Here is a 20,525-nt window from a genome sequence, read left to right on the forward strand (position 1 = left end):
TTTCACAAACAGGAAGTAATTCTCTTGACGTATGGCGAAAATGCGTGCTAAGTTTTGGGTGGGATTTCCTTTTATTTTGAAAAAAGAAATCGATTGCTATTAGGGAAGGAGGATGCTCTGCCTCTAACCATGCTGATCCGTACTCCGTTAAAAGGCATAAGAAGGTAAATTCAAAAAACTTCTAAAAGAAGAGAGGAGTTTGACAATGGCAGTCCGATTCAAAGCCTTATCGAGTGCGCTCCTGATCGCTTGTATGCTCGTCCAGCTGCTTGCCGTTGGGGGGAAGCCCGCTAACGCCGCAGCAGCGGTCAATCTGATCGGAAATCCCGGGTTCGAAGCGACAGAGAACGGCATTCCTTCGGAATGGCAGGCCATGGGAGACTTATGGAACGGCGATATCCACGCCACAACCGATGCGGCCATGACCGGTACCTACGGTCTCTCGATTCACACCGATACCTCTAACAACCCTTGGGTAGCCATTCCCGTTCCGGTTGAAGCCGGCGTCACTTATGAGATCAGCTCCTGGTATAAAACAACGGCGGTGATCGGAAGTGTCGGCTATAAGCTGGAGTATTTCAAGAACCTTGAGAAAACCGCCGCCAATTATATTACCGGATTCAGCCCGACAACGGCCGCGGGGCTCAATGACGGCCAATGGCATGAGCTGAAATACGAGACGGTCGCGCCTCCCGAATCAAACTATTTATATGTCTATCTGCGCCTATACGGTAAAGGAACGGTCTATTTCGATGACGTTACAATGGTTAAGAAGAAGGGCAAGCCTCAGCTGGCCGTTCAAACTGACCAAGTCTATTACTACCCCGATATCCGGGAAGGCCGGGTAACGGTGGGGATTACGCCGGAGGACGGCCTACTGGCCGGCAAATCGGCAGACATTCGTCTGGTCAAAAAGTCGGACGGCACTCCGTTGTTTACCCAAAGCGGCCTCCCGGCAGCAGCAAATGTAAGCGCTGACTTTGATCCTACCCGGATGGAGCTGGAGCAGCCTTATCAAGTAATCGTCGATTTAAAGGATAACAATCAGCAGGTGCTGGAGAGCGTGGAGAAGACGATTTACCGCTGGGAGCGGCCGGGCATGCTGCCCGAGAATGGCCCCCTCCTGGTAGACGGCAAGCCGTTCTTTCCCGTCATCGCCTATCATGCTTATGCACAGGATTATGCTTCTCTGAAGGAAATCGGCGTGAATACGGTTCAGGGGGCCAATACGAACAGCATAGCCACCATGAAGACCCTACTGGATACAGCCCAAGCGGGCGGCATGAAGATGCTGATGACGCTGTATTACAACATGAAGGTAAAGGAGAACTTTGAATTAACCCGTCAAATGGTGACGACATTCAAGGATCACCCCGCTCTCCTCGGGTATATGATCATGGACGAGCCGACGACCAACGGAGTTCCCCAGTCGGAATTGCTGGAAGCGTACCGGTTGATTCGCTCGATCGACCCGGAGCATCCCACGTATATGGTAGAAGCGGACCGAACCGCCTACCGCTCCACCGGCCAGGCGACGGATTTGCTCGTCACAGACGTGTATCCCTTCTATAAAAACAGCACGCTGCCGATCTCAGCCGTTGGAGACAGCGTCCGTGAGGCCATGGCTGCCGTTGGGGACACGAAGCCGGTATGGACGGTCCTGCAAACGTTCCAGATGCCTAACACGAACTGGAACGTCCTCCCGACTATCGATCAGGTTCGCAATATGGCTTACCAGTCTTTCTTGGCCGGCAGCAAAGGGCTCGGCTTCTACTCGGTTAACGATCCGGGCTGGAAGCTGCAGGAGTCCGCATTGTGGCCGGGTATGGTTGCCTTCAAGGATGAGATAAGCTTGATGGGCGATTTGCTGGTTAACGGACACCAAGTGTCCCAGAGCATAGAAGGCCCGGTCCAATGGGGCATCTGGCAAAAGGGAACCGACCGGTATGCCGTGGCGATCAACATCTCCAAGGAGCCCCAAACCGTAACCCTGCCGCTTGAGCAAGGCGGGAATCGGATCGAGCTTCTCTATGGCTCGACCCCTGCCCGGCAGGATAGCTGGGACAACGGGCTGACGGTCCGCCTGAATCCCGAGCAGACGTTCGTTTACCAAATCACTCCCTTTGCGGAAATGGTAACGGACGCCAATCTAGAGCTTCAAACCGACGCTGGAATCCTTCCGAACGGATATGGGCCGGCTCAGATCAACCATCTCCTGCAGGAACTGAACAAGCTGTCGGCTCTGCTGAAGGAAGAACCAGTGCCCGTCAAGCAAACCCTGGACCGGGCCACGAACGGGTTACGGGAGCTTTCCCACCTGCAAGCCTGGGTTGACGGGCAAACCGACGAGGCTCTGAATGGGAAGAAACAGGTCCTTTCTTCCAGCTTAGCCCGTGTGAAAGCGCTCGTGCTTCCGATCGTGCAGTCGATCGTTCGGTTGGAGCTCGAATCCCCGAATAGCGCGGTTACCCCCGGTGATGAGAAGCGGGTTGCGGTAACCTGGCAAAATGCGAGCGAAAAAACCATCTCCGATGTCCAGCTCCGCATCGATTGGCCGGAGTCCTTCGGACTTCCTCCTGCTGTCAAAACGATCGGAGAGCTGCCGAGCGGACAGGGGGCAACCTGGGAAGAGAGCGTGATCGTCCCCGAAACCGTTAAGCCCTGGGACTATTCCATCCAGACTACCATGAGCTATACCTACAAAGGCTTCCAGCTGTCGACTTCTACTGCGGCCAGTCTAACCGTTACCCCTTTGCTGGATGTCAAGCTTTCGCCCGGCCGGCTTGAGGTGAATAAAGCGGGAACCTATCCGATTACCGTCGAGATGACCAACAAATCGGGCCGCTCCCTTGATGTTGAATGGGGGCTGTCCGTACCGGACGGCATCACGGTTGATCTGCCTTCCACGGTAACCTTGGCCCCCTTGGAAACAAAGGTAGTTCAAGGGCAGGTGACGGTTCCTTCTCCGCTTAAGGAGGGGGAGTTCAGCGTGACAATCGAGGCTAAACGGGGAGAGGCCGTTCTCACCTCCCTTCCTTTAACCGTGAAGGTAGATACTAATCTGGTATACAACGGAGGCTTCGAGAAGCAGGCGGCCGCTTCCAAGCAGCCGGACGGATGGCAGATGAGAGCGAGTGCTTGGGACCAATCGGTTTCTCACACCGGGCAGGCTTCCGTGCGTCTAACCCCTGATTCCGCCAACCTTTTTAACGTGGTCAATACGGATGTGCCTAAGGCGATCCCGGTTACTCCGGGTAAGAAATATGTGGGGAAGGCCTGGATCAAGAACTCGGCGACGGCCGGTGCGGTCTCCCTTGGCGTACGACAGGCGAATGCAAGCGGCGGCACCCTTACGTATACTTGGAAGGATGCCGAACGAAACTCGGATTGGACCTTGTATGAGGTTTCTTTCACAGCACTGCCGCAAGCCCAGACGGCATGGATCTATTTCAAACTGGATCCAGCCGCTAACGGAGCGGCCTGGATCGACGATATCGAGCTTCGCGAGGTGCAGCCTTAACCGGCCGCCGCTAAGCAGAAAGCCTTCCTAAACCCAATCGAAAAAGCCGCCGGGACGAAAGCCCGGCGGCTTTTTGATGGAGTCCAGCAGCTGCGTAAGCTACGTGCTGTATACTTTGGGCACTTCCACCTTGTGGGTCTCCCCCTCCTCGGTGAAATACAAATGAACCCCGTGATCCTGGTCATCCATAAAATGTGACACATACTTGGGCGCGCTCTTCTTCATGGGGACAAGAAGGGTTACGATCCGGTGCCCCGCCGCTTCGCGGGTGACGGCCTTCAGGTGCCAATGGTTGCCCAGCCCTTCCAGCTCCTCAGGATCCACCCCTTCAAAGGTATCGCTCTGCGACAATTGGAGCTCTCCTGACGAGCAATAAACGAAGCGGACGTCCATGTCGGCCTTCTCTCCCCTCACGGCAAAGGCCTGCCGGCCCAGCTTCATAGGATGCAGCGTATGGAACAGCCAGTCCACCCGGCCGGGACGATCCAGATCGATATGGTCCACCAGGATGAAATACGAGGACCGGACGAAATAAATTTCCCGCTCGAACCGCCGCAGATAGGGAACCTCTTCCCGGTAAGCCGGGGTGGCGTCCATCCTGGTGTATGGATACTCTCCGCGATAGGCAGCCTCGAGAATGGTCCCCGACGCTTCCATGTTTTTTCTCTTGTCGGTACCCGCATATTGCCCTTTTCCGTCGATCAGCAGGGTGTTCTTCGACCGGGTCTGCCGCCGCCACTGCGTATGAAGGGTACTGCCAAAAGCCCCGTAGTATCCACTCTCGATGGCGAGAGGCTCCCCATAGGCGTGGAGCACAAAGGCATTCTGGTCCCCGTGGCTGTGGGAAATCGAGCCGTACGGGGAGCTTTTGGCCAGAAGCATGATATGCTCGGAGGGATCTTCCATCCGGCTGTGCATGGCTACCCATCCGACGTCGCGAAACCACTTCAGCGGTGCCAGGTTGGAAGGCGGCTTCGCTTCCACCTGCGGGTAATCGAGCCGGTACATCATTTCGTCAAAGCGGAAATCCCACCACCCGTAATTGTAGAACTTCCCGTCGGCCTCCGTATCGCGAGCCTTCACCTGCTCATAGTACCACTGGTAATAAGGATTGCCCGTAATGCCGGCAAATTGACGGATGTTGAACCCGGTTTTCAAGCTGGGAGGCTCCCCCAGGTTGGACATATCGCAGAAGCTGGTCCGGATCGTGTCGGGAGAGAACACATACAAGGGAAAGTCACCCGTTTTGCGGAAAAAGGGACGCTTGTACAGGTCGATTCCCGTGTAATTGCGAAGCAGGTTCATGGCTTCCGTGACGAACGCCATCCCCGTGGTCCAATACATCGGACCCTCCGCCCAGCCGCCGTCTTCTCCTCCCCATGGGGTATAGAGGGCTGAATAATACTCGATGGTGTAATCAAGCCACTCCCGGGCCTCTGGTTCCTCTTCCAGAAGCGCCAGGCAGCAGGGCACAAGAACGGAGGACAGGGAACGCACGGCATGGCTGTCATACGGCACGTGATGGATTTTCGAGCGTTCCATCACATGGAAGGCCACCTGCTCGGTCCGACGGAAGAGACTGCGGCGCACCTCCGCCCGTTCCGCCTCCGAAAGGACATCGTGCAGCCAGTCATAGCCCCAGGCCAAGGCGCCGGCTATCCGGAAGGCCGCTTCGTCGTTGTAGTCCCGGGAAGTGGTCCCTTCCGGATTCCAGCGGGCGGCGTGAAGCAGCCATTCCTTCGCCTGCTGCAACAGCTCCCCGTCCTCAAGCACAACACCGGCAACGCTCATATGCCGGATCGCATAGAGGACCTCCTGGCAGTCCATATACATTCTCCGCCACAGCGCTGCCACGCGCCGGTTGTTCGGATAAGGGGAAGGCTCCGCGATGAGCGGTTTCTCCAGCCAAGGAAGCACCGACTTCTCATAAAACTCGTCCCAGCCCGTGCCCCCAGGGTCCGCCTTTACCTTCTCACGGAAGGCGGCTAGCCGATCATCGCCCAGCCACAGCCTCGGGCGACCCGAGACGGCATGGGCGTAACGGGTATTACGGCTGGGCAGCGGCGTCTCCGGCAGCCCCTCGGGAACCTCGAAGGACCGGACGGCCCCCCACTCCGAATCCCGGTCCATGGGATCGTCCGTCCCCGGCTTAAGCAGGGCATACCTCCAATAATAACGGCCGGGTGCAAGAGCACGATCTGGGGTATGGAAGTTGCAGGACAGCGGACCGAAGGTTTCGGTTTCCCCGTCCCCAAATTCCGGAGAGGAAGAAAGCTGAAGCCCATACCTCTCCTCCTCCAGCCGGGCAGGCATCCAGGTGAAGCGCGGGGGGTTCTCCAGCAGCCGGGTCTTCCCGTCGGGAGAATAGGCCACGGTCAGCTTTCCGGTCTTCGGCTGGTACAAGGCGACAACATTATTCATGGTTCCCTACCTCCTGTTCCGTGCGGATGGAATGTCCAATCCCCTGCTCCCGATTAAGGGTGATGGTCGACGTTCTTCCCCTTGTCCCGATGAGAACGTATGGGTCCTCCCCGCCAGGAGACTCACGCCATTCCAAGTCGGGCGTCGTCGTTCCATCGCAGCAGATAGTGATAAAGCGGATAGACGCCCCGCACCGGCGGTGGAGCAGGCCTTCGGCGATTCTGGCCGGATTGTCGGCCGTTCCCGGAGCCTTTACGGCAAGCAGGATCGAATCCGGGAACATAAGCGTGGCCATGGCGATCTCCCCTGCTGTTCCCTTGCCCCCGCTTGAAGCGATGGGGATCCGAAAGCTTTGCCATTTGCCGCCGGATGCCGCTGAAGCCCCGCCACCTACTCGGCCCGCCGGTTGAATATGCGGATTTCCCAGCATTCCCGCGAGAAGCTGAGCCGGATCCTCAGCGGGCCCTTCTTCCCATCCGTCTCGGTTCATCGGCTGGAACCCGGCCGCTCCGTAGCAGTGCCAATCCACGGTACTAGCCTCCTCGAGGGTGATCTCAAACCAATCCAGCATCCACTGGGAGGTCAGGAGCAGGTGCCGGTCCATCACACAGCCCGGGTAGGCGTCCTTCGACCGGATGTGCAGGTAAGTTCCGTCCTCCATCTGCTCATACCTTACGCACTCTCCCGTGTGGGGAGCCTGGGAAGCGCCGTTGACCGAAACAGTATTATGGCTTGCCGTTTCGGCGTACCATTCCCGGCGCAGAGCCGATCCATAGGGTACCATGCCGAGTTCCGGCGTAAGCTTCCCCTTGGCATGGCTTAAGCTGATATGCAGCTTGTCATAATGTCCATGCGAGCCGCCATGGGGACCGAAATCGGCCAGTATGGAGATCGGAGAACCCGGATAACGAAGAACAGCAAATCCCGACTCCTTCAGAAGGAGACCCTCCCTAGCGGCATCCGGAGCAGCCGACAAATCCACGGCCCCCGTTCCGAACAGGAGAGCTTCCAGACCTCTCTGCCGGCGGGTGCCGTACAGGTCTTGGTAGACCGCGCCAAGCACACTACCACAAGACGTCATTCCATAGCGGGCCAGGCCGATTTCCATCACTTCCGCGATTTCTCTTGAATAAGGAACCCGCCGGTAAGGCCCGTCGTGCAGGGCGGGCAGATCCCCCTGGTCGTCCGCTAGACCTATTAGAACCTCGAGCATGGAACGGAACGATTGTCTTTCGGAGCCAGCGGCTTCATAGAGGTTCCGGCCCAGCTTTTCCGCCATCTCCGCGGCAATCAGATAGGCGCGCAGGACGAACACATGATAATAGGTTGCTCCTTCGAATTCAAAGCCATCAGCTTTTACCCCGATGCTGAGGTGATGCACGATGCCGCCTTCCCCTTCCACAAGGGCGTCCAGCTTCTTTCTATCGCCTCGAATGGAATAAATACAGGACAAAGCGGCGTTCAGCCAGGCGGTGTAATTGTTCTCCGGGTTGCGTTTCTCTTCGATCAGAATCCGTCTGTATTGAACCATGCTTTCTTCCAGCAGGGAGAAAAAACGATCCAGCACGGGCGCGTCGTCCTCAAAAGAAACCCCTTCCTCCTGCAGAAGCCCATAAGCCCTCAGAAGCGTCGTGGCCCATACGGCTTCCGTCAACGCCTGGTGAAAGGCACGCCCCTTCAGCATCCACGACTGGGCATCGGGATGAACGGGATAATGGGGGAACTGGCCGGCATAGCGGACGATCAGGTCCCGGCTGAGCTCCCCGTAACGCTTCTCCCGCGTTGCCGCGTAGACCGCCGCCGCTTGAAGAGCAAACCGGGCCAGCGACTGATGCTTAAATACCAGCCAGGCCCCCCGGTAAGGCTCCCCGGTCAGCCGGCAGCCATGAGGGCAGAGGAAAGCTTCCGCCTGCCGCTCATAAGGATCAAACAGCAGTTCGGTATGGTGGGACGGGCACACATACTGGTGCCACCAGCCCCCCGGCTCAACCGGGATGGAATAGCCGTTCCGCACCAGCCGGTCCAGCTCCTCCCTCAGCTCCTGCAAGGCTTCTTCGGCCCATTGATACCGCTTAACCTTATCGCAGATTTTCATCGCATGAACATGCCTCCGTTGACCTCAATCGTCTCGCCGGTCAAATACGAGGCAAGATCGGAGGCCAGGTAAACGACGGCTCCTGCCACATCGTCCGGATGGCCCTCTCTTCCGAGGGGTATGCCGTTAATCGTGGCCTGCCGGGCGGCATCCGGGGTAAAGGTGGAGTGAAAGGCGGTATTTCCGATGAAGCCCGGAGAAACGCAGTTCACGGTGATGCCGTCTCCCGCCACCTCCTTGGCGAGGCCTTTCGAGTAGGCGATCACCGCCGCCTTGCCTGCCGCATAGAGGGCGGCGCCCGCTCCCCCGCCGTTATGGGCCGCCACGGAGGTCATGTTGATGATCCTTCCTCCGCCCTTCGCTTTCATTCCGGCCAGCACCGCCTTGGTGACAAATGCGGTGCTCTTCAGATTAACGTCCATCACCCGGGTATAATGCTCTTCGGTCATTTCGGCGTTCGGCACCCTCTTGATCAGGTGGCCGGCATTGTTCACCAGAATGTCCACCGACCCTCCGAGGCGTTCCCGTATGCCCTCGATCATAGCCTCGATCTGGTCCGGCTTCGTCACATCGGCCTGGAAGACGGCCGCCTCTCCGCCGGCTCGACGGATCTCCTCGGCAACCTCCTCCGCCTGGACCATGCTCGTCAGGCCGTTCACCGCCACCTTGGCTCCCGCTTTGGCCAGCATGAGGGCGCAAGCCCTGCCTATCCCTCCGCTGGAGCCCGTCACCAGGGCAATTCGTCCTGTAAAATCAATTGCGATCATGCTAATTTCCTCCTTGACAGAATTTGCTCCGGCATCGTCATCGTCATTCGCGTTCCCTGTCCTTCCTTGCTCTCCAAGGACAGGCCGTACTGCTCGCCGAAAACAAGCTGAATGCGCCGGTGCACGTTCATCAGCCCGATGCCGCCCCGATGATAAACCGTGTCGGAGGGGGGCTCGGCGAGCCGGTTCTGGCTGAGCCGGTCCTGCAGGTTCCGGAGACGCTCCGGAGCCATTCCCGCTCCATTGTCCTCCACCATGACCTGAAAGCATCCGTCCTTCGTTCTTGCGTCGATCCGGATATAATGCCCTTCCTCGATTCCATCGGGAAAGGCATGCTGAAAAGCATTTTCCACGAGCGGCTGAAGGGTCAGCCGGACGCATTTTTCCAAGAGCAGCTTCGGCGGAATTGCCACATCCAGCTCAAACTCCCGGCCGATCCGATGTTTCAGGATAATGAGATAGTTCCGGATATGATTCAATTCGTTGGCAATGGTGATCTGCTCGAGGTTGGTCTGGATGGAGTACCGGAGCATGAAAGCCATCGCTTCCACCATTTCCGAAATTTCGTTCGAGTGCTGGACAATCGCATATCCGTTTACCGTAGCGAGTGTATTGTACAGAAAATGCGGATTGATCTGCAGCTGCAGCGCCTGGAATTCCGCCTGCTGCCGCTCCAGCTCCGTTTCCTGGAGAACCAGGGCCGCCTTCTGATTGGCAAGCTCCGCTTCATACACCTTCTCGATCATCTGGGAGAGCCGGGTGACCATGACGTTGTAGCTGTGCACCAGCCCTCCGATCTCGTCGCTCCGCTCCACTTCCTCGATCCGGCTCCAGTTGCCTTTCTCCGTCTCCCGCATGCCTTCCTTCAGCCGGCGGATCGGGGCCACGATCGAATCCCCGAACCGGTAAGCGAGCCAGAGGGCGGCGCCCAGCGTCAGAAGGCCGACGGTGAACGTAGTCGTCCTTATGGTAAGAACAGGTGCCCTTAGCTCCTGAACCGGCATGGATACCGTCAAGCGCCAGCCGGATTCCCCGGAGGAGCGGGTCACGAACAACCGCTTCTCCCCGTCGGCCTTCTCGACGAAGCTCCCGTCCCCTTCCATCAGCTTCGTACGGATATCCTCCTCCGGAAAGGATCCGATCCGGCTGTCGTCCGGATGATACACATAACGCCCGTCGGCATCCAGAATGAAGAAGTAGCCGTTCTCCCCAAGGTCCATATGCTGCCAGATCCTCGACAGCTCCTGCACCTTCAATTCAATGGCCAGCACTCCGCTCGGCTCATAGGAAGAGAAGCCCCGGATCCGGCGGGCAAGCGTAATAACGTTGGATTGGTCCGCGCGGAGCCGGTTGTTCAAGACCGCCACTTCGCCGTTAACCGGCGTGTTGTCCCACAACCATTGAAGCCGGCTCTCCAAGTCGACGGAATTGTCGTTAAGAACGGCACGGCCGTTCTGGCCGATCAAGTAAATCTGATTGATTTGCGGATATTGAATGAAGACCGGCTCCACCGCGTATCGCTTGATCTGAGACGAATAGTAGAAATAGGCGTAGCTGTCGTCCGGCGCCATATCGAGAAAATACTTCACATCCCAGCTGGACAGGATCGAGCTGCTCACGTCTTCATAGGTTTCCAGATACAGGTCGGTCTGATAGGAAGCATTCGTGATCATCTGGGCGATATATTTCTCCATCTGCCGGTCTAGAGCGCGGGAGGACTGCAGGTATGACACGATTCCAACGCTGGCCAGGGAGAGCACAATGACAATTAAGAAATAGACGAACACTTGGCGGGAAAGAGAGCTTCTCATCCGTTCATCCCCAGACTCTGGCGGTAATCCGAAGGGGACAGGCCGGTGTATTTCTTGAACGTCTTCGTAAAATGCGGATGATCCGAATACCCCACCTCATAGGTGATATCCGTTATCCGGTAGTGGGGCAGCTGCAGAAGCTTCTTCGCTTTCTCCATCCGGCGGCGGATGCGGTACTGCACGAACGTTTCCCCCGTTGAATGCTTAAATAACTGGGAGAAATAGGAGGGATTCAGCCCCAGCATCTCCGCCACCTCTTCTAAGGAGACCTCCTGGGCCAGGTGCGATTCGATGTAACGCTTCGCTTCTTCCACCGGATCCTTCGCCTGCCCTTTCCGCTTTGCCCCAAGGATAGACAAGAGTTCCAGAACGGCTTCCCGGAAAACGGGGAAACCCTCTTCCTTCCCCACCCCTTGCCCAAAAACTTCTTTCCCTTCGAACGGATAGACATCCCGGGCGTTCAGCCTTTTCAGCAGGAGCCGAAACAGGTCTCCAAGCAGATCCTCGAGCTGCTTCGGCTTCCAATCGTAGGTCATAAGCTCAGACTCCCAGCCATCGAGCAGTTCGGCCAGCATGTTCCGGTGCAGCGACCAGACCGCCTCCTCCAGCTGCTCCGCCACTTCCTCCACACGGGTGATGGAGAGATAGGAACCCTGGTCCTCCCGGCGCCGGCAGGCCGCCAGTTTCTCGAGCACGAGATAGACCTGCTCCCGGGAAACGGGCTTTAAGAGGTATTCCTTCACCCCAAACGACATGCACTGCTGCGCATAATCGAAATCCCCGTAGCCGGACACCACGACCATTTGCATCCGGCTCTCCATCCCGTTCAGACGGCGGCACAGCTCAATTCCATCCATTCTCGGCATGCGGATGTCCGTGAACAGAAAATCCGGGGGATCCTCGCTTATCCGCTCCAGCGCTTCCTGGCCGTTTCGGGCCGTGCGGATATCCGCCACAAGATCGGTCCTCTCCCCGATCAGTTTGGCTAGCCCCTGCCGGATCATCGGTTCGTCGTCTGCTATCAATACCCGGTACATCGGTCCCTCCTCCTCGCGAAAGGGGAGCCGCCCCCCGTCAGACAAGCCGCCGGTCAACCGGTCCCTTTCGGATTATTTGCGCCTGGATTCCGTGACGCCATCCTTCTTGTTGTATTTCTCGGTGGCTTCCTTGATGACTTCGCTGCCTCCCTTGGCTTTCCATTCCTCTACCGCTTTCGGCCAGTCGCTGATCGGTTCTTTTCCGTAAACCATCTTAACCATATGATTCAGGAGAACCGGCGGAGCCTGATCGGAAATCGGGGACACGTCCGGATTCTTCTGGAGGGCTTCCAGACGGGGCTCGAACGAGATGCCGTCACGCCCCTCTTTGGCCAGAACTTCATCATACAGGCGGATGAGCTTCTTTCCTTCTTCCGTCAGGCTGAGGGTTCCTTTGTTATAGGTCGTATCCTGGACCATCCACAAGAAGGCTTGCCGGTAACGCTCCTCATCCACCTCCTGCGGAGTTTGCGGTGCCTTGTATTTCACGGCCCCATTCTCTACGGAATAATTTTCTCCTTCCACCCCGAAGGTAAAGAACTTCTCCGCCTCGTCGCTGACCATCCAATCGAAGAACTTGACGATCTGCTCCGGATTGGGCGCCTTCTTGTTAATGAAGTAGGCCCGCGAGACGGAACCATACAAGTAATGGCCGCCTGAGCCGTCCGGTCCTGTAGGGGAAGGAATAATGGCAAGCTTGGCTGTCGGCACGGCGGCCTTCAGCTGCTGCTCCCATTGAAGAAGTTCATTCGCGTTCATGGTCCAGATGCCCGCCTTGCCGGCAAGGATCGTTTCCTTGAATTTAGTCGGATTGATTGTCGCGAATTCTTTGTTGATGAGCCCTTCGTCGTACATCGTTTTGTAAGTGGTTAGGGCTTTCATCATGTTCTCGTTGTCCATGAATTTCGGCAGGATCTGATCCCCCTGCTTCTCGAACATCGAAAGATACGGGAAGACGTCATAGGCTCCGAAGAAGGTATCCGCATAACGGAAATTTTCCCGTCCCATATAGGGGTTCTCTACTCCCATTTCCTTGAACTTGCGCATGACGGCCATATAATCGTCCACCGTCTTCGGTACCGGCAGCCCCGCCTTCTCCAGCAGATCCTGCCGGATCCAGGTGGCCCGGCGGGAAGGGTTGGAGAGCCACTCCGGGATGGCGTATATTTTGCCTTTGTAGGATACGTTGTCCCAGGCGTCCTTCGGAATTTTCTTCAGCAGGTTCTGGCCGTATTTCTGAAGCAGCTCATCAAGCGGCTGGAACACGCCCGCCTGTACCGAGCCTCCCAGCTCCTTGCCGTTTACGCCCCCGCTTCCCTGCACGACATCCGGAATGTCATTCGTCGCGAACATCTGGATCATCTTCTGCTCGAAATCCTTATGAGGGACAAGCACAATGTCCAGATCGGTATGGGTCTTTTCCTCGACCATCTTGACCCATTTGTCCTGGTTGATGTCCGGCGACTTCTCCACATAGTTGAAAGCAAGCGTACGCATGGAGATGGAAAATTTCGTGGTCTCCCCCTGCTTGGAGCCTTCCGCTCCCGCCGGCTTCTCGGCCTCTTTACCGCAGCCGGCCAAGGTACCGATGGCAAGCGTTCCTGCCATTGTTGCTGCTGCCCATTTCCTCATGCGGGTCCCCTCTTTTCCTAAAGTTCATTATAAAGGGTAAGCCCTTATAAATATAGCGCTTACACCATTAGCCTCATTGTAGAACCTGCCGTTTTCTCCAACAATGGAGGGGCTTTGTATCGGCTTGTGTTTTCTTTAGGATGCCGGATGGCTCCCCGTCAAGCTTTAACCGATCCGATCATCAGTCCTTTAACAAAATGACGCTGCAGAAACGGGTAGATCATAATGATCGGCACGGTGGCGATGATGATGACCGCCATTTTGATTCCTTCCGGAGAAGAATGCGCCAGGTCGCTGAATTGGGAAGCGGAAGGATCGATCGAGATATCGTCGGTGGTGATCATTTGGCGAAGCTTCACTTGAAGCGGCCACAGGTTGGGCTTGTTGATGTAGTAAAGCGCCGATTGAAACGTATTCCAATGCCCGACGGCGTAGAAGATCCCCAGGGACGCCATCACCGGCTTGGACAAGGGAAGCACCAGATTCCATAAAATTCTCGTTTCCCCGCAGCCGTCGATCCGGGATGAATCGATGAGCTCGCCCGGGATCTGCATGAAGAACGAGCGCATGACGAAGAAGTTAAAAGCGGAAATGGCTCCCGGAATCATCAAGGACCATAGCGAATTCATCATCCCCAGCTCTTTAATGAGAATAAAATTGGGAATAAGCGGGGCGCTGAACACCATCGTAACCAGCACCAGAAGCACGACATACCGGCGGCCGGCAAATTCCTGCCGCGAAACGGGATAAGCCATCGAGGCGGTGGCGGCCAGGTTGATTAAGGTGCCGAGAACGGTAATGTAAACCGTCACCGCGAAGGACCGCCAGATGGAGGCATCGCTGAATACATATTGGTAGTTAATCCACGTAAACTCGACCGGCCAGAAGGTGACCTTCCCTGTTGTGACGGCCGTAGACGAGCTGAATGACTGGGCCAGAACGTTGATGAAAGGCAGCAGCATGCCTAAAGCGATTAGGGACAGCAGGCTCAGGTTAACCAGTTGAAAAGCCTTCTGGCCGGAAGTGACTCGGTGCACAGGGTTCCCTCCTAATACAAGCTTTCGCCGGTTGTTTTGCGGCTGAAGAAATTCCCGATCAAGACGAGAACGAGGCCGACCACCGATTTGAACAGGCCCATGGCGGTGGTGTAGCTGTACTGCTGCTGAAGCAGACCGGCCTTGTAAATATACGTATCCAGAATCTCCCCGTTCTCGGTGTTCAACGGATTCAGAAAGACAATGACCCGCTCGAACCCGAAATCGAGAAATTTCCCGATGTGAAGCAGGAAGAGAATCATGATGGTCGGCAGGAGCGAGGGCAGGGTAATGGCCAGCGTCTGCCTCCACCGGCCGGCCCCGTCCACTTCGGCCGCTTCATAGAGGTCCGGGTTGATTCCTGCGAGAGCGGCCAGGTAAATGATGGTGCCGTAGCCGCTGTCGCGCCAGATCCCGGAGGAAATCAAGATCGAACGGATGTACGATTCCTCTCCGAGGAAATAGACCGGTTCGATTCCCAGCCATCCCAGGAAATGATTGACGGCACCGGCCGAAGGCGACAGAATGCCGATCGCGATTCCGCTTACGACGACCCAGGACAGAAAGTGAGGCATGTAGACGATCGTCTGCAGAACCCGCTTGTAGAACACCAGCCGGAGCTCATTCAGGAGCAGGGCCAGAACGATGGGCGCGGGGAACGCGATTATCGTATCATATAGTCCGATAAGCAGCGTATTTTTCAGGATCCTCAGAAAATCATAGTGCTCGAACATTTTCCGGAAATGCTCAAGTCCCACCCATTCGCTACCCGTTATTCCATTAAAAATATTGTAGTTCTGAAAAGCGATGAGAGAGCCGGCAAGCGGTACATATTTAAATAGAAGGAAATATAGAACTCCGGGCAGGGCCATCACGTACAGCGCCTTGTACTTCCACATATACGAAGCGAGCTGGCGCCGAGACCGGCTTACAAGCCGGATCCGGCCCGCTTCCAGCGGCTTAGCCACGGTCGATTCCTCCCTGCTCCATGGCCTGCCTTAAATTCGCCGGGGCCCCTTCGTCGAGTGGAATCTCGTTGAATTCAATGGAGATGAACTCCGGCTCCCGCTCGATAATCCGGGACAGTTCCCGCGTAAATACCTTCACGATTTCTTCCTTCTGCCGGCGGGTGCGGCCTTCATACATTCGGATGCTGATTTGCGGCATGTCTCTTCTCCTTTCCCTTGAGGGCCTCAAGTATACTTAGAGTGTAAGCGCATACCACGGATCAGGCTATGGACTCTCTTGGCTTGAGCTTGTGTTTTTTTTAGGTCGTTTAGTAAGCACGGCGATGGGATGGAATAACGGCTCAGCAAAAAAATCAGCCTATCCCCGCAAGGGACAGGCTGATCCTTCATCTTTCCTCTTTCAGCTCCGGATAGGCGTTCTTCACCTCTTTTTTGAATTTTCTGAACAAAAGAAGAGAGCGGACTTTGTCCGCCCTGCAGGTAAGGCTCGGGTTCCCGCCGGCAGCCGTTGACCTTCCCGTTGCTGCCCCCGTTTAGTCCACCGCCCTGGCCCGTATCGCCATATACGGCCTGGCAGGCAGGACGACCTTGGTCTTTCCCGAGAACAGCCCTTCAAGAGGCGTAACGGTCCTGTTCCACGTATCGATGATCTCGATTCGGAAGCTTGCTTCCTCCGGAAGCGGAAGCTCGCGATAGGCCGGACGATGAATGCCGTAATACTGCAAATAGTAGCGGCCCTCCACGCCAACGGTCGGCGCGTCGCGGAAGCCTTCGAGCGGTTCCAGCTCCGCCGGCGCTTCTTCCAGCACCGAACGCAGGAAAGCGATCCGTTCCGGGCTTTCGCCGACCAGCCGGCCCCCCTTGGACCACCAGACGATCTCCTCGTCGTTCAAATAAGTTTCCCCATGCCCGACATACCCGCCCCGCATAAAGCCGTCCCAGAAACGGGCCGTCATCTCCTCGCCCGTAATGTTGCCCCACCGCTGCGGCAAATTGCCTTCATAGCAGCACTCGTCTACGACAATCGGCTTCTTGTACAGCTTGCGCCAGGCCGTAGCCGGCGTCAGCTCCCAATACTGCATGCTGACATGAGTCACCCAAGGCTTGCTATGGTCGTATATCGACAATTCAGACGGATCGTACATCTTCGTGCCGTTATGGATCGACCGCAGGTGCTGGTAGGGGTCTTCTTCCTGCACGATTCGGAATAGCCGGTCCCAGTCGGCCATCGTCTTCTCCTTCATGAAATCAAACTCGTTGGCAAGCGACCACCATACGTTGCGGTAGGCGCTCAGGCGGGCGATCACGTAGCGTAAATAATAATCGTCCGCGGCCGCACTCATCCGGTCAAAGCCCCAATGCCCCTTGTCATACGGATGGAACAAGATGAGATCGGCCTCGATGCCGAGCCGCTGCAGCTCTTCTATACGGGCTTCCAGTCCGGCAAAATAAACAGGGTTGAACCGCTCCCCATCCCACCCGCCTTCCCGCGAGCCGGCAAACGGATAATGCTCCGGATCGTTCAAGTTAAAGCTGTATCGTTTCGGGAAGAGACACATCCGGATTTTGTTGAAGGGCGACTGCGCCAGGCTGCTCAGCGTCTGCCGCTGAAGGGCTTCGTCCTGGTGCGTCCAGACATAGCAGGTGGTGCCGAAAGGGCGGTAAGGCGTCCCGTCTTCGTACTGAAAGCGCAGCGCATCCTTTACCCGAACAGGACCGTGATTGCCGCTGCCGGGCTTGGAGCAGACGAAACGGCCGGAGTGTCCGTTCAGTTCAGCGGTGCCGCTCTTCGTTTCGTACTGCCATTCCCCCTCCGTATCCGGCATGAAACGTATTTTATAGATTCCCTCGCCGTCATAAAAGCCCGAAACCGTTATCGTGCGGTGGCCATACCGAAAACTCGCTTCGAGCGATACGTCCTTGTATGGATTCCCTTCCGCCGGGCCCTCGAGCGTAATCTCGAAGAGGCCCCAGCGTTCCATCTCCCTGCTGGTCATTGTGCTTATCATCCTTTCTCTTCCTCCTGCTATCCTTTAATACCGGACGTAGAGATGCCTTCGACGAAATACTTCTGGCAGCTGAAGAAAATGATCATACTCGGCACGAGCGACAAGGCCGACATGGCGAGCAGCGGCCCCCATGCGGAATCTCCCGTCGAGTCCATGAACAGGCGCAAGCCGAGCGGTACGGTGTACAAATTAGCCGAATTCAAGTAGAGCAGCGCGCCGAAAAAGTCGTCCCACGTCCAAATAAACGTGAAAATAGCCGTCGTGATCAGGGCGGGCATGGCGAGCGGCAGCACGATCCGCCAATAGATTTGAATTTGGCCGCAGCCGTCGATCGTGGCCGATTCGTCCAGCTCGCGCGGAAGGCCGCGAATGAACTGCACCATGAGGAAAATGAAGAAAGCGTCGGTCGACAGCCATTTGGGAATGGTAAGCGGATAATACGTATTGATCCAGTTCAAATGCTTGAACAAAATATATTGGGGAATGATCGTGACATGATGGGGCAGCATGATCGTCACCATCATGACGGCGAACCATATTTTTTTCAGGCTGAAATCAAGCCGTCCGAACGCGTAGGCCGCCAGGGAACAGGTCAGGACATTTCCCGCTACACAAGCGAGTGCGATGATAAAGGAGTTGACAAAAAAGCTGGAGAACCGCGTCCCCGCAATGCCTGCCCACCCTTGAACATAATTGCTGAGCGTTACCGCCTTCGGCCACAGGCTTGTATCGGTGAAGATCATTCCCGATGGCTTAAACGAGCTGGAGATCAGCCACAGAATCGGGTAGAGCATGAAAAGGCCGAGCGCCAGAATGACTAGGTGCATAGAGAGCTTTCTTGGCGATATCTGCATCTCATTTCCCCCCGTCCCCATAATGAACCCAATATTTCGATGTTCCGAAAATGATCGCCGTGAAGACCCCGATGATGACCAGCAGCACCCACGCCATGGCAGATGCGTATCCCATTTCGTAGAAGCCGAAGCCCTTCATGTACAAGTACAAGGTGTAGAACAAGGTGGAATCCATCGGCCCGCCTTGGCCTCCACTAATAATGAAGGCCTGGGTGAACGATTGGAACGAGCCGATGAGCTGAATGACGAGATTAAAGAAAATCACCGGCGAAAGTAGCGGAAGCGTGATCGAAAAAAACTGCCGCAGCTTTCGGGCGCCGTCCACCTGGGAAGCTTCGTAATAGTCTTGCGGGATCTGCTTCAAGCCGGCGAGGAAGATAATCATGGATGACCCAAACTGCCAAACGGACAAAGCCACAATGGAGTACAGCGCATAGCTCGGGTCGGCCACCCAGTTGGGTGCTTGAATGCCGAACGCATCCGCAAGAAACTGGTTGAGCACTCCGGAATTTCCGAAAATTTTACGCCACATCACGGCGATGGCCACGCTTCCGCCGAGAAGAGTCGGCAAATAGTACAGCGTCCGGTAAAAGGCCAGGCCTCTCAAGCCGCGGTTCATAAGAGCCGCGATGAGCAGCGCGATGGTAAGCTTCAGCGGAACCGATACCAAGACGTACGTGATCGTTACCTTTAGCGAAGCTATATACCGCGGGTCGGCCGTAAACATCGTTAGGTAGTTTTGCAGCCCGATGTAACGCGGAGGCGTCATCAGATCGAACCGGGTGAGCGAATAATAGAAGGAAGTCATCATGGGGCCGATGGTGAACACCAGCAAACCCGCGAACCAGGGGAGCAGGAATAAATAAGCAACCCGGTTCCGCCTCCAAAGCTTTTTTAACGTGTGAGAGAACGATCCTGAATCCCGAACCAACACCGCTGTTCCGTTTCGTTCCATGCTTGCCCTCCTCTTGCTCTCGAAGATTGTCAGGAAAGGAAAGACTCGAATGACGACCATCCGAGTCTTCCACCGAACTGCTTACTTGTTGATGATTTTGACAGCCGTTTCGTAAAGCTCTTGGGACGCGTCGGAAATGCTTTTTTTGCCGAAAGCGATTTGCTGCCCCAGGTTGGTGAGGGCCGATTGGAATTCCCCGCCGTTTGGAATTTCCCGATCGTTGACGCGGGAATTCCCGCTGACCAGATCCACATAATCGAACACCTTCTTGTCCTCCGGCGTGGCTTTCGCTTTCTGGGCGTCGCGTACTTTGGAGGAACCCGAAACGCCGCGTTCACTGCCCAGGATGGCCGTCGCTTCGGGGTCATTGACCATGAAGCTGATGAACATGGCGGCTTCCTTCGGATGCTGCGTCTTGGCACTCACGCTCATGAATTGACTCGGCTGCAGCCATAAGCCCTGAGCCGCTCCGGAACCTCCCCCCGGCGGCATGACCAGCTTGATTTCATCCTTCATCACTTTCTGGTACGCGCTCACCTGGTTCGACCAAATGACCTTCAAGGCCGTCTTGCCTTGGACAAAAGAGGAATTGTCGGGAGATTCGGTATAACCTGCGCTGAACGAAGCCGGCCCGACGGCGCCCTCCTTGCGGAAGTTCTCCCACATCGTAAACCATTTTTCCAGTTCGGCTTTATCGAGGCCTACCTTGCCGTCTTTGTACAAGGTCTTGTTGTCCTGGCGGGCAAAGTAGGTTAGGTATAGGGTGTTGAGCCAGGATTCGTCGACCGACCCGTAGCTGCCCTTGCCGAGCGCTTTGGTCAAATCCCCGGCGTATTTGCCAAATTCCTCCCAGGTCCACTTATCGGTCGGCGGCTGCAGGCCCGCCTTCTTGACCAGTTCCGTGTTGTAAGCGACTCCAAAAGCATTCATGCCCAAGACCACGCCATAAAGCTTGCCGTCCAGCCTGCCGCTGTCAATCGATGCTTTGCTGAAATCGTCCATATTGATTTCTTTCCCCAGATAGGAGCTGATGTCGAGCAGAGCGCCTTTCGCCACATAATCCGGATAGTTGTTGCCGACCTGTATAAGATCGGGGGCATTGCCGCCGGCGACCTGTGTATTCAGCTTATCCCAGTAGCCTTCGCTTCCCATATATTCCGCGTTCACCTTAATGTTCGGGTACTTCTTTTGAAAAAGGTCGATAACCTTCATTGTGGCATCATGCCGTACCTGGGATCCCCACCACGACATTCGCAGCTGAACGGGCTGGGGATTGGTGCCGTTTGCAGATGCAGCAGTAGAAGTGGAACCGCTTCCACCTCCGCCCGGGGTACACGCAGCCAACATCCAAACACTCATCGCGGCGAGACTGAGAACCGAACCTTTTCTTTTCATGACTTTTCCTTCCTCCTCAGCTATGGT

At 56.2% G+C, this 20,525-nt stretch carries 13 protein-coding genes and 1 pseudogene; 1 reads left to right on the top strand and 13 read right to left on the bottom strand.

Going from position 1 to position 20,525, the window contains the following annotated elements; all coding sequences use genetic code 11:
- Positions 1-205 precede the first annotated feature (205 nt).
- A complete protein-coding gene (locus MJA45_RS20065; RefSeq protein WP_315603672.1) occupies positions 206-3,520 on the top strand; it encodes a carbohydrate binding domain-containing protein in 3,315 nt (1,104 codons plus the stop codon).
- 99 nt (positions 3,521-3,619) lie between these two features.
- Here the strand turns inward: MJA45_RS20065 and MJA45_RS20070 are convergent, their stop codons facing one another.
- The 13 genes and pseudogenes from MJA45_RS20070 to MJA45_RS20130 form a co-directional block, all read right to left on the bottom strand.
- Positions 3,620-5,941 carry a DUF4962 domain-containing protein gene (locus tag MJA45_RS20070; RefSeq protein WP_315603673.1) on the bottom strand — a complete coding sequence of 774 codons (2,322 nt, stop codon included), beginning with the start codon at positions 5,939-5,941 and terminating at the stop codon, positions 3,620-3,622.
- Entirely contained in the window at positions 5,934-8,036 is a 2,103-nt protein-coding gene (locus tag MJA45_RS20075; RefSeq protein WP_315603674.1) for a heparinase II/III domain-containing protein, read from the bottom strand. Before MJA45_RS20075 ends, MJA45_RS20070 begins: the two co-directional genes overlap by 8 nt.
- A complete protein-coding gene (locus tag MJA45_RS20080; protein ID WP_315608067.1) occupies positions 8,033-8,800 on the bottom strand; it encodes an SDR family NAD(P)-dependent oxidoreductase in 768 nt (255 codons plus the stop codon). Before MJA45_RS20080 ends, MJA45_RS20075 begins: the two co-directional genes overlap by 4 nt.
- An 86-nt stretch (positions 8,801-8,886) precedes the next feature.
- Positions 8,887-10,614: pseudogene (locus MJA45_RS20085) on the bottom strand (cache domain-containing sensor histidine kinase); the annotation flags it as partial.
- The gene (locus tag MJA45_RS20090) at positions 10,611-11,651 is read right to left on the bottom strand and encodes a response regulator transcription factor (RefSeq protein ID WP_315603676.1); all 1,041 of its coding nucleotides are present in this window, start codon (positions 11,649-11,651) and stop codon (positions 10,611-10,613) included. The pseudogene MJA45_RS20085 and the gene MJA45_RS20090, both read right to left, overlap by 4 nt.
- Before the next feature lie 72 nt (positions 11,652-11,723).
- Positions 11,724-13,283, bottom strand: coding sequence for an extracellular solute-binding protein (locus MJA45_RS20095; RefSeq protein WP_315603677.1), 1,560 nt, complete (start codon positions 13,281-13,283; stop codon positions 11,724-11,726).
- 158 nt (positions 13,284-13,441) lie between these two features.
- Positions 13,442-14,320: a carbohydrate ABC transporter permease gene (locus MJA45_RS20100; RefSeq protein ID WP_315603678.1), complete on the bottom strand. Its 879-nt coding sequence runs from the start codon at positions 14,318-14,320 to the stop codon at positions 13,442-13,444.
- Between the two features lie 11 nt (positions 14,321-14,331).
- Positions 14,332-15,273 (bottom strand): ABC transporter permease, encoded by a 942-nt coding sequence (locus MJA45_RS20105; protein ID WP_407083168.1) that lies wholly within the window; start codon positions 15,271-15,273, stop codon positions 14,332-14,334.
- 4 nt (positions 15,274-15,277) lie between these two features.
- Positions 15,278-15,484, bottom strand: coding sequence for a tautomerase family protein (locus MJA45_RS20110; protein WP_315603680.1), 207 nt, complete (start codon positions 15,482-15,484; stop codon positions 15,278-15,280).
- Between the two features lie 334 nt (positions 15,485-15,818).
- A complete protein-coding gene (locus MJA45_RS20115) occupies positions 15,819-17,294 on the bottom strand; it encodes a DUF5605 domain-containing protein (protein WP_315603681.1) in 1,476 nt (491 codons plus the stop codon).
- A gap of 17 nt (positions 17,295-17,311) precedes the next feature.
- Positions 17,312-18,148, bottom strand: a complete 837-nt coding sequence (locus tag MJA45_RS20120; protein WP_315603682.1) for a carbohydrate ABC transporter permease — start codon at positions 18,146-18,148, stop codon at positions 17,312-17,314.
- Between the two features lies 1 nt (position 18,149).
- Positions 18,150-19,103 carry a carbohydrate ABC transporter permease gene (locus MJA45_RS20125; protein WP_315603683.1) on the bottom strand — a complete coding sequence of 318 codons (954 nt, stop codon included), beginning with the start codon at positions 19,101-19,103 and terminating at the stop codon, positions 18,150-18,152.
- An 81-nt stretch (positions 19,104-19,184) separates the two neighbouring features.
- A complete protein-coding gene (locus tag MJA45_RS20130; RefSeq protein ID WP_315603684.1) occupies positions 19,185-20,498 on the bottom strand; it encodes an ABC transporter substrate-binding protein in 1,314 nt (437 codons plus the stop codon).
- Positions 20,499-20,525: the final 27 nt, after the last annotated feature.

It is taken from the genome of Paenibacillus aurantius, from assembly GCF_032268605.1.
GTDB classification, from domain to species: Bacteria; Bacillota; Bacilli; order Paenibacillales; family NBRC-103111; genus Paenibacillus_AO; species Paenibacillus_AO aurantius.

Excerpts from the sequence above, each read along its gene's own strand:
- MJA45_RS20065 (WP_315603672.1), top strand. The coding sequence starts at position 206 with ATGGCAGTCCGATTCAAAGCCTTATCGAGTGCGCTCCTGATCGCTTGT.
- MJA45_RS20070 (WP_315603673.1), bottom strand. The coding sequence starts at position 5,941 with ATGAATAATGTTGTCGCCTTGTACCAGCCGAAGACCGGAAAGCTGACC.
- MJA45_RS20075 (WP_315603674.1), bottom strand. The coding sequence starts at position 8,036 with ATGAAAATCTGCGATAAGGTTAAGCGGTATCAATGGGCCGAAGAAGCC.
- MJA45_RS20090 (WP_315603676.1), bottom strand. The coding sequence starts at position 11,651 with ATGTACCGGGTATTGATAGCAGACGACGAACCGATGATCCGGCAGGGG.
- MJA45_RS20095 (WP_315603677.1), bottom strand. The coding sequence starts at position 13,283 with ATGAGGAAATGGGCAGCAGCAACAATGGCAGGAACGCTTGCCATCGGT.
- MJA45_RS20110 (WP_315603680.1), bottom strand. The coding sequence starts at position 15,484 with ATGCCGCAAATCAGCATCCGAATGTATGAAGGCCGCACCCGCCGGCAG.
- MJA45_RS20115 (WP_315603681.1), bottom strand. The coding sequence starts at position 17,294 with ATGATAAGCACAATGACCAGCAGGGAGATGGAACGCTGGGGCCTCTTC.
- MJA45_RS20120 (WP_315603682.1), bottom strand. The coding sequence starts at position 18,148 with ATGCAGATATCGCCAAGAAAGCTCTCTATGCACCTAGTCATTCTGGCG.
- MJA45_RS20125 (WP_315603683.1), bottom strand. The coding sequence starts at position 19,103 with ATGGAACGAAACGGAACAGCGGTGTTGGTTCGGGATTCAGGATCGTTC.
- MJA45_RS20130 (WP_315603684.1), bottom strand. The coding sequence starts at position 20,498 with ATGAAAAGAAAAGGTTCGGTTCTCAGTCTCGCCGCGATGAGTGTTTGG.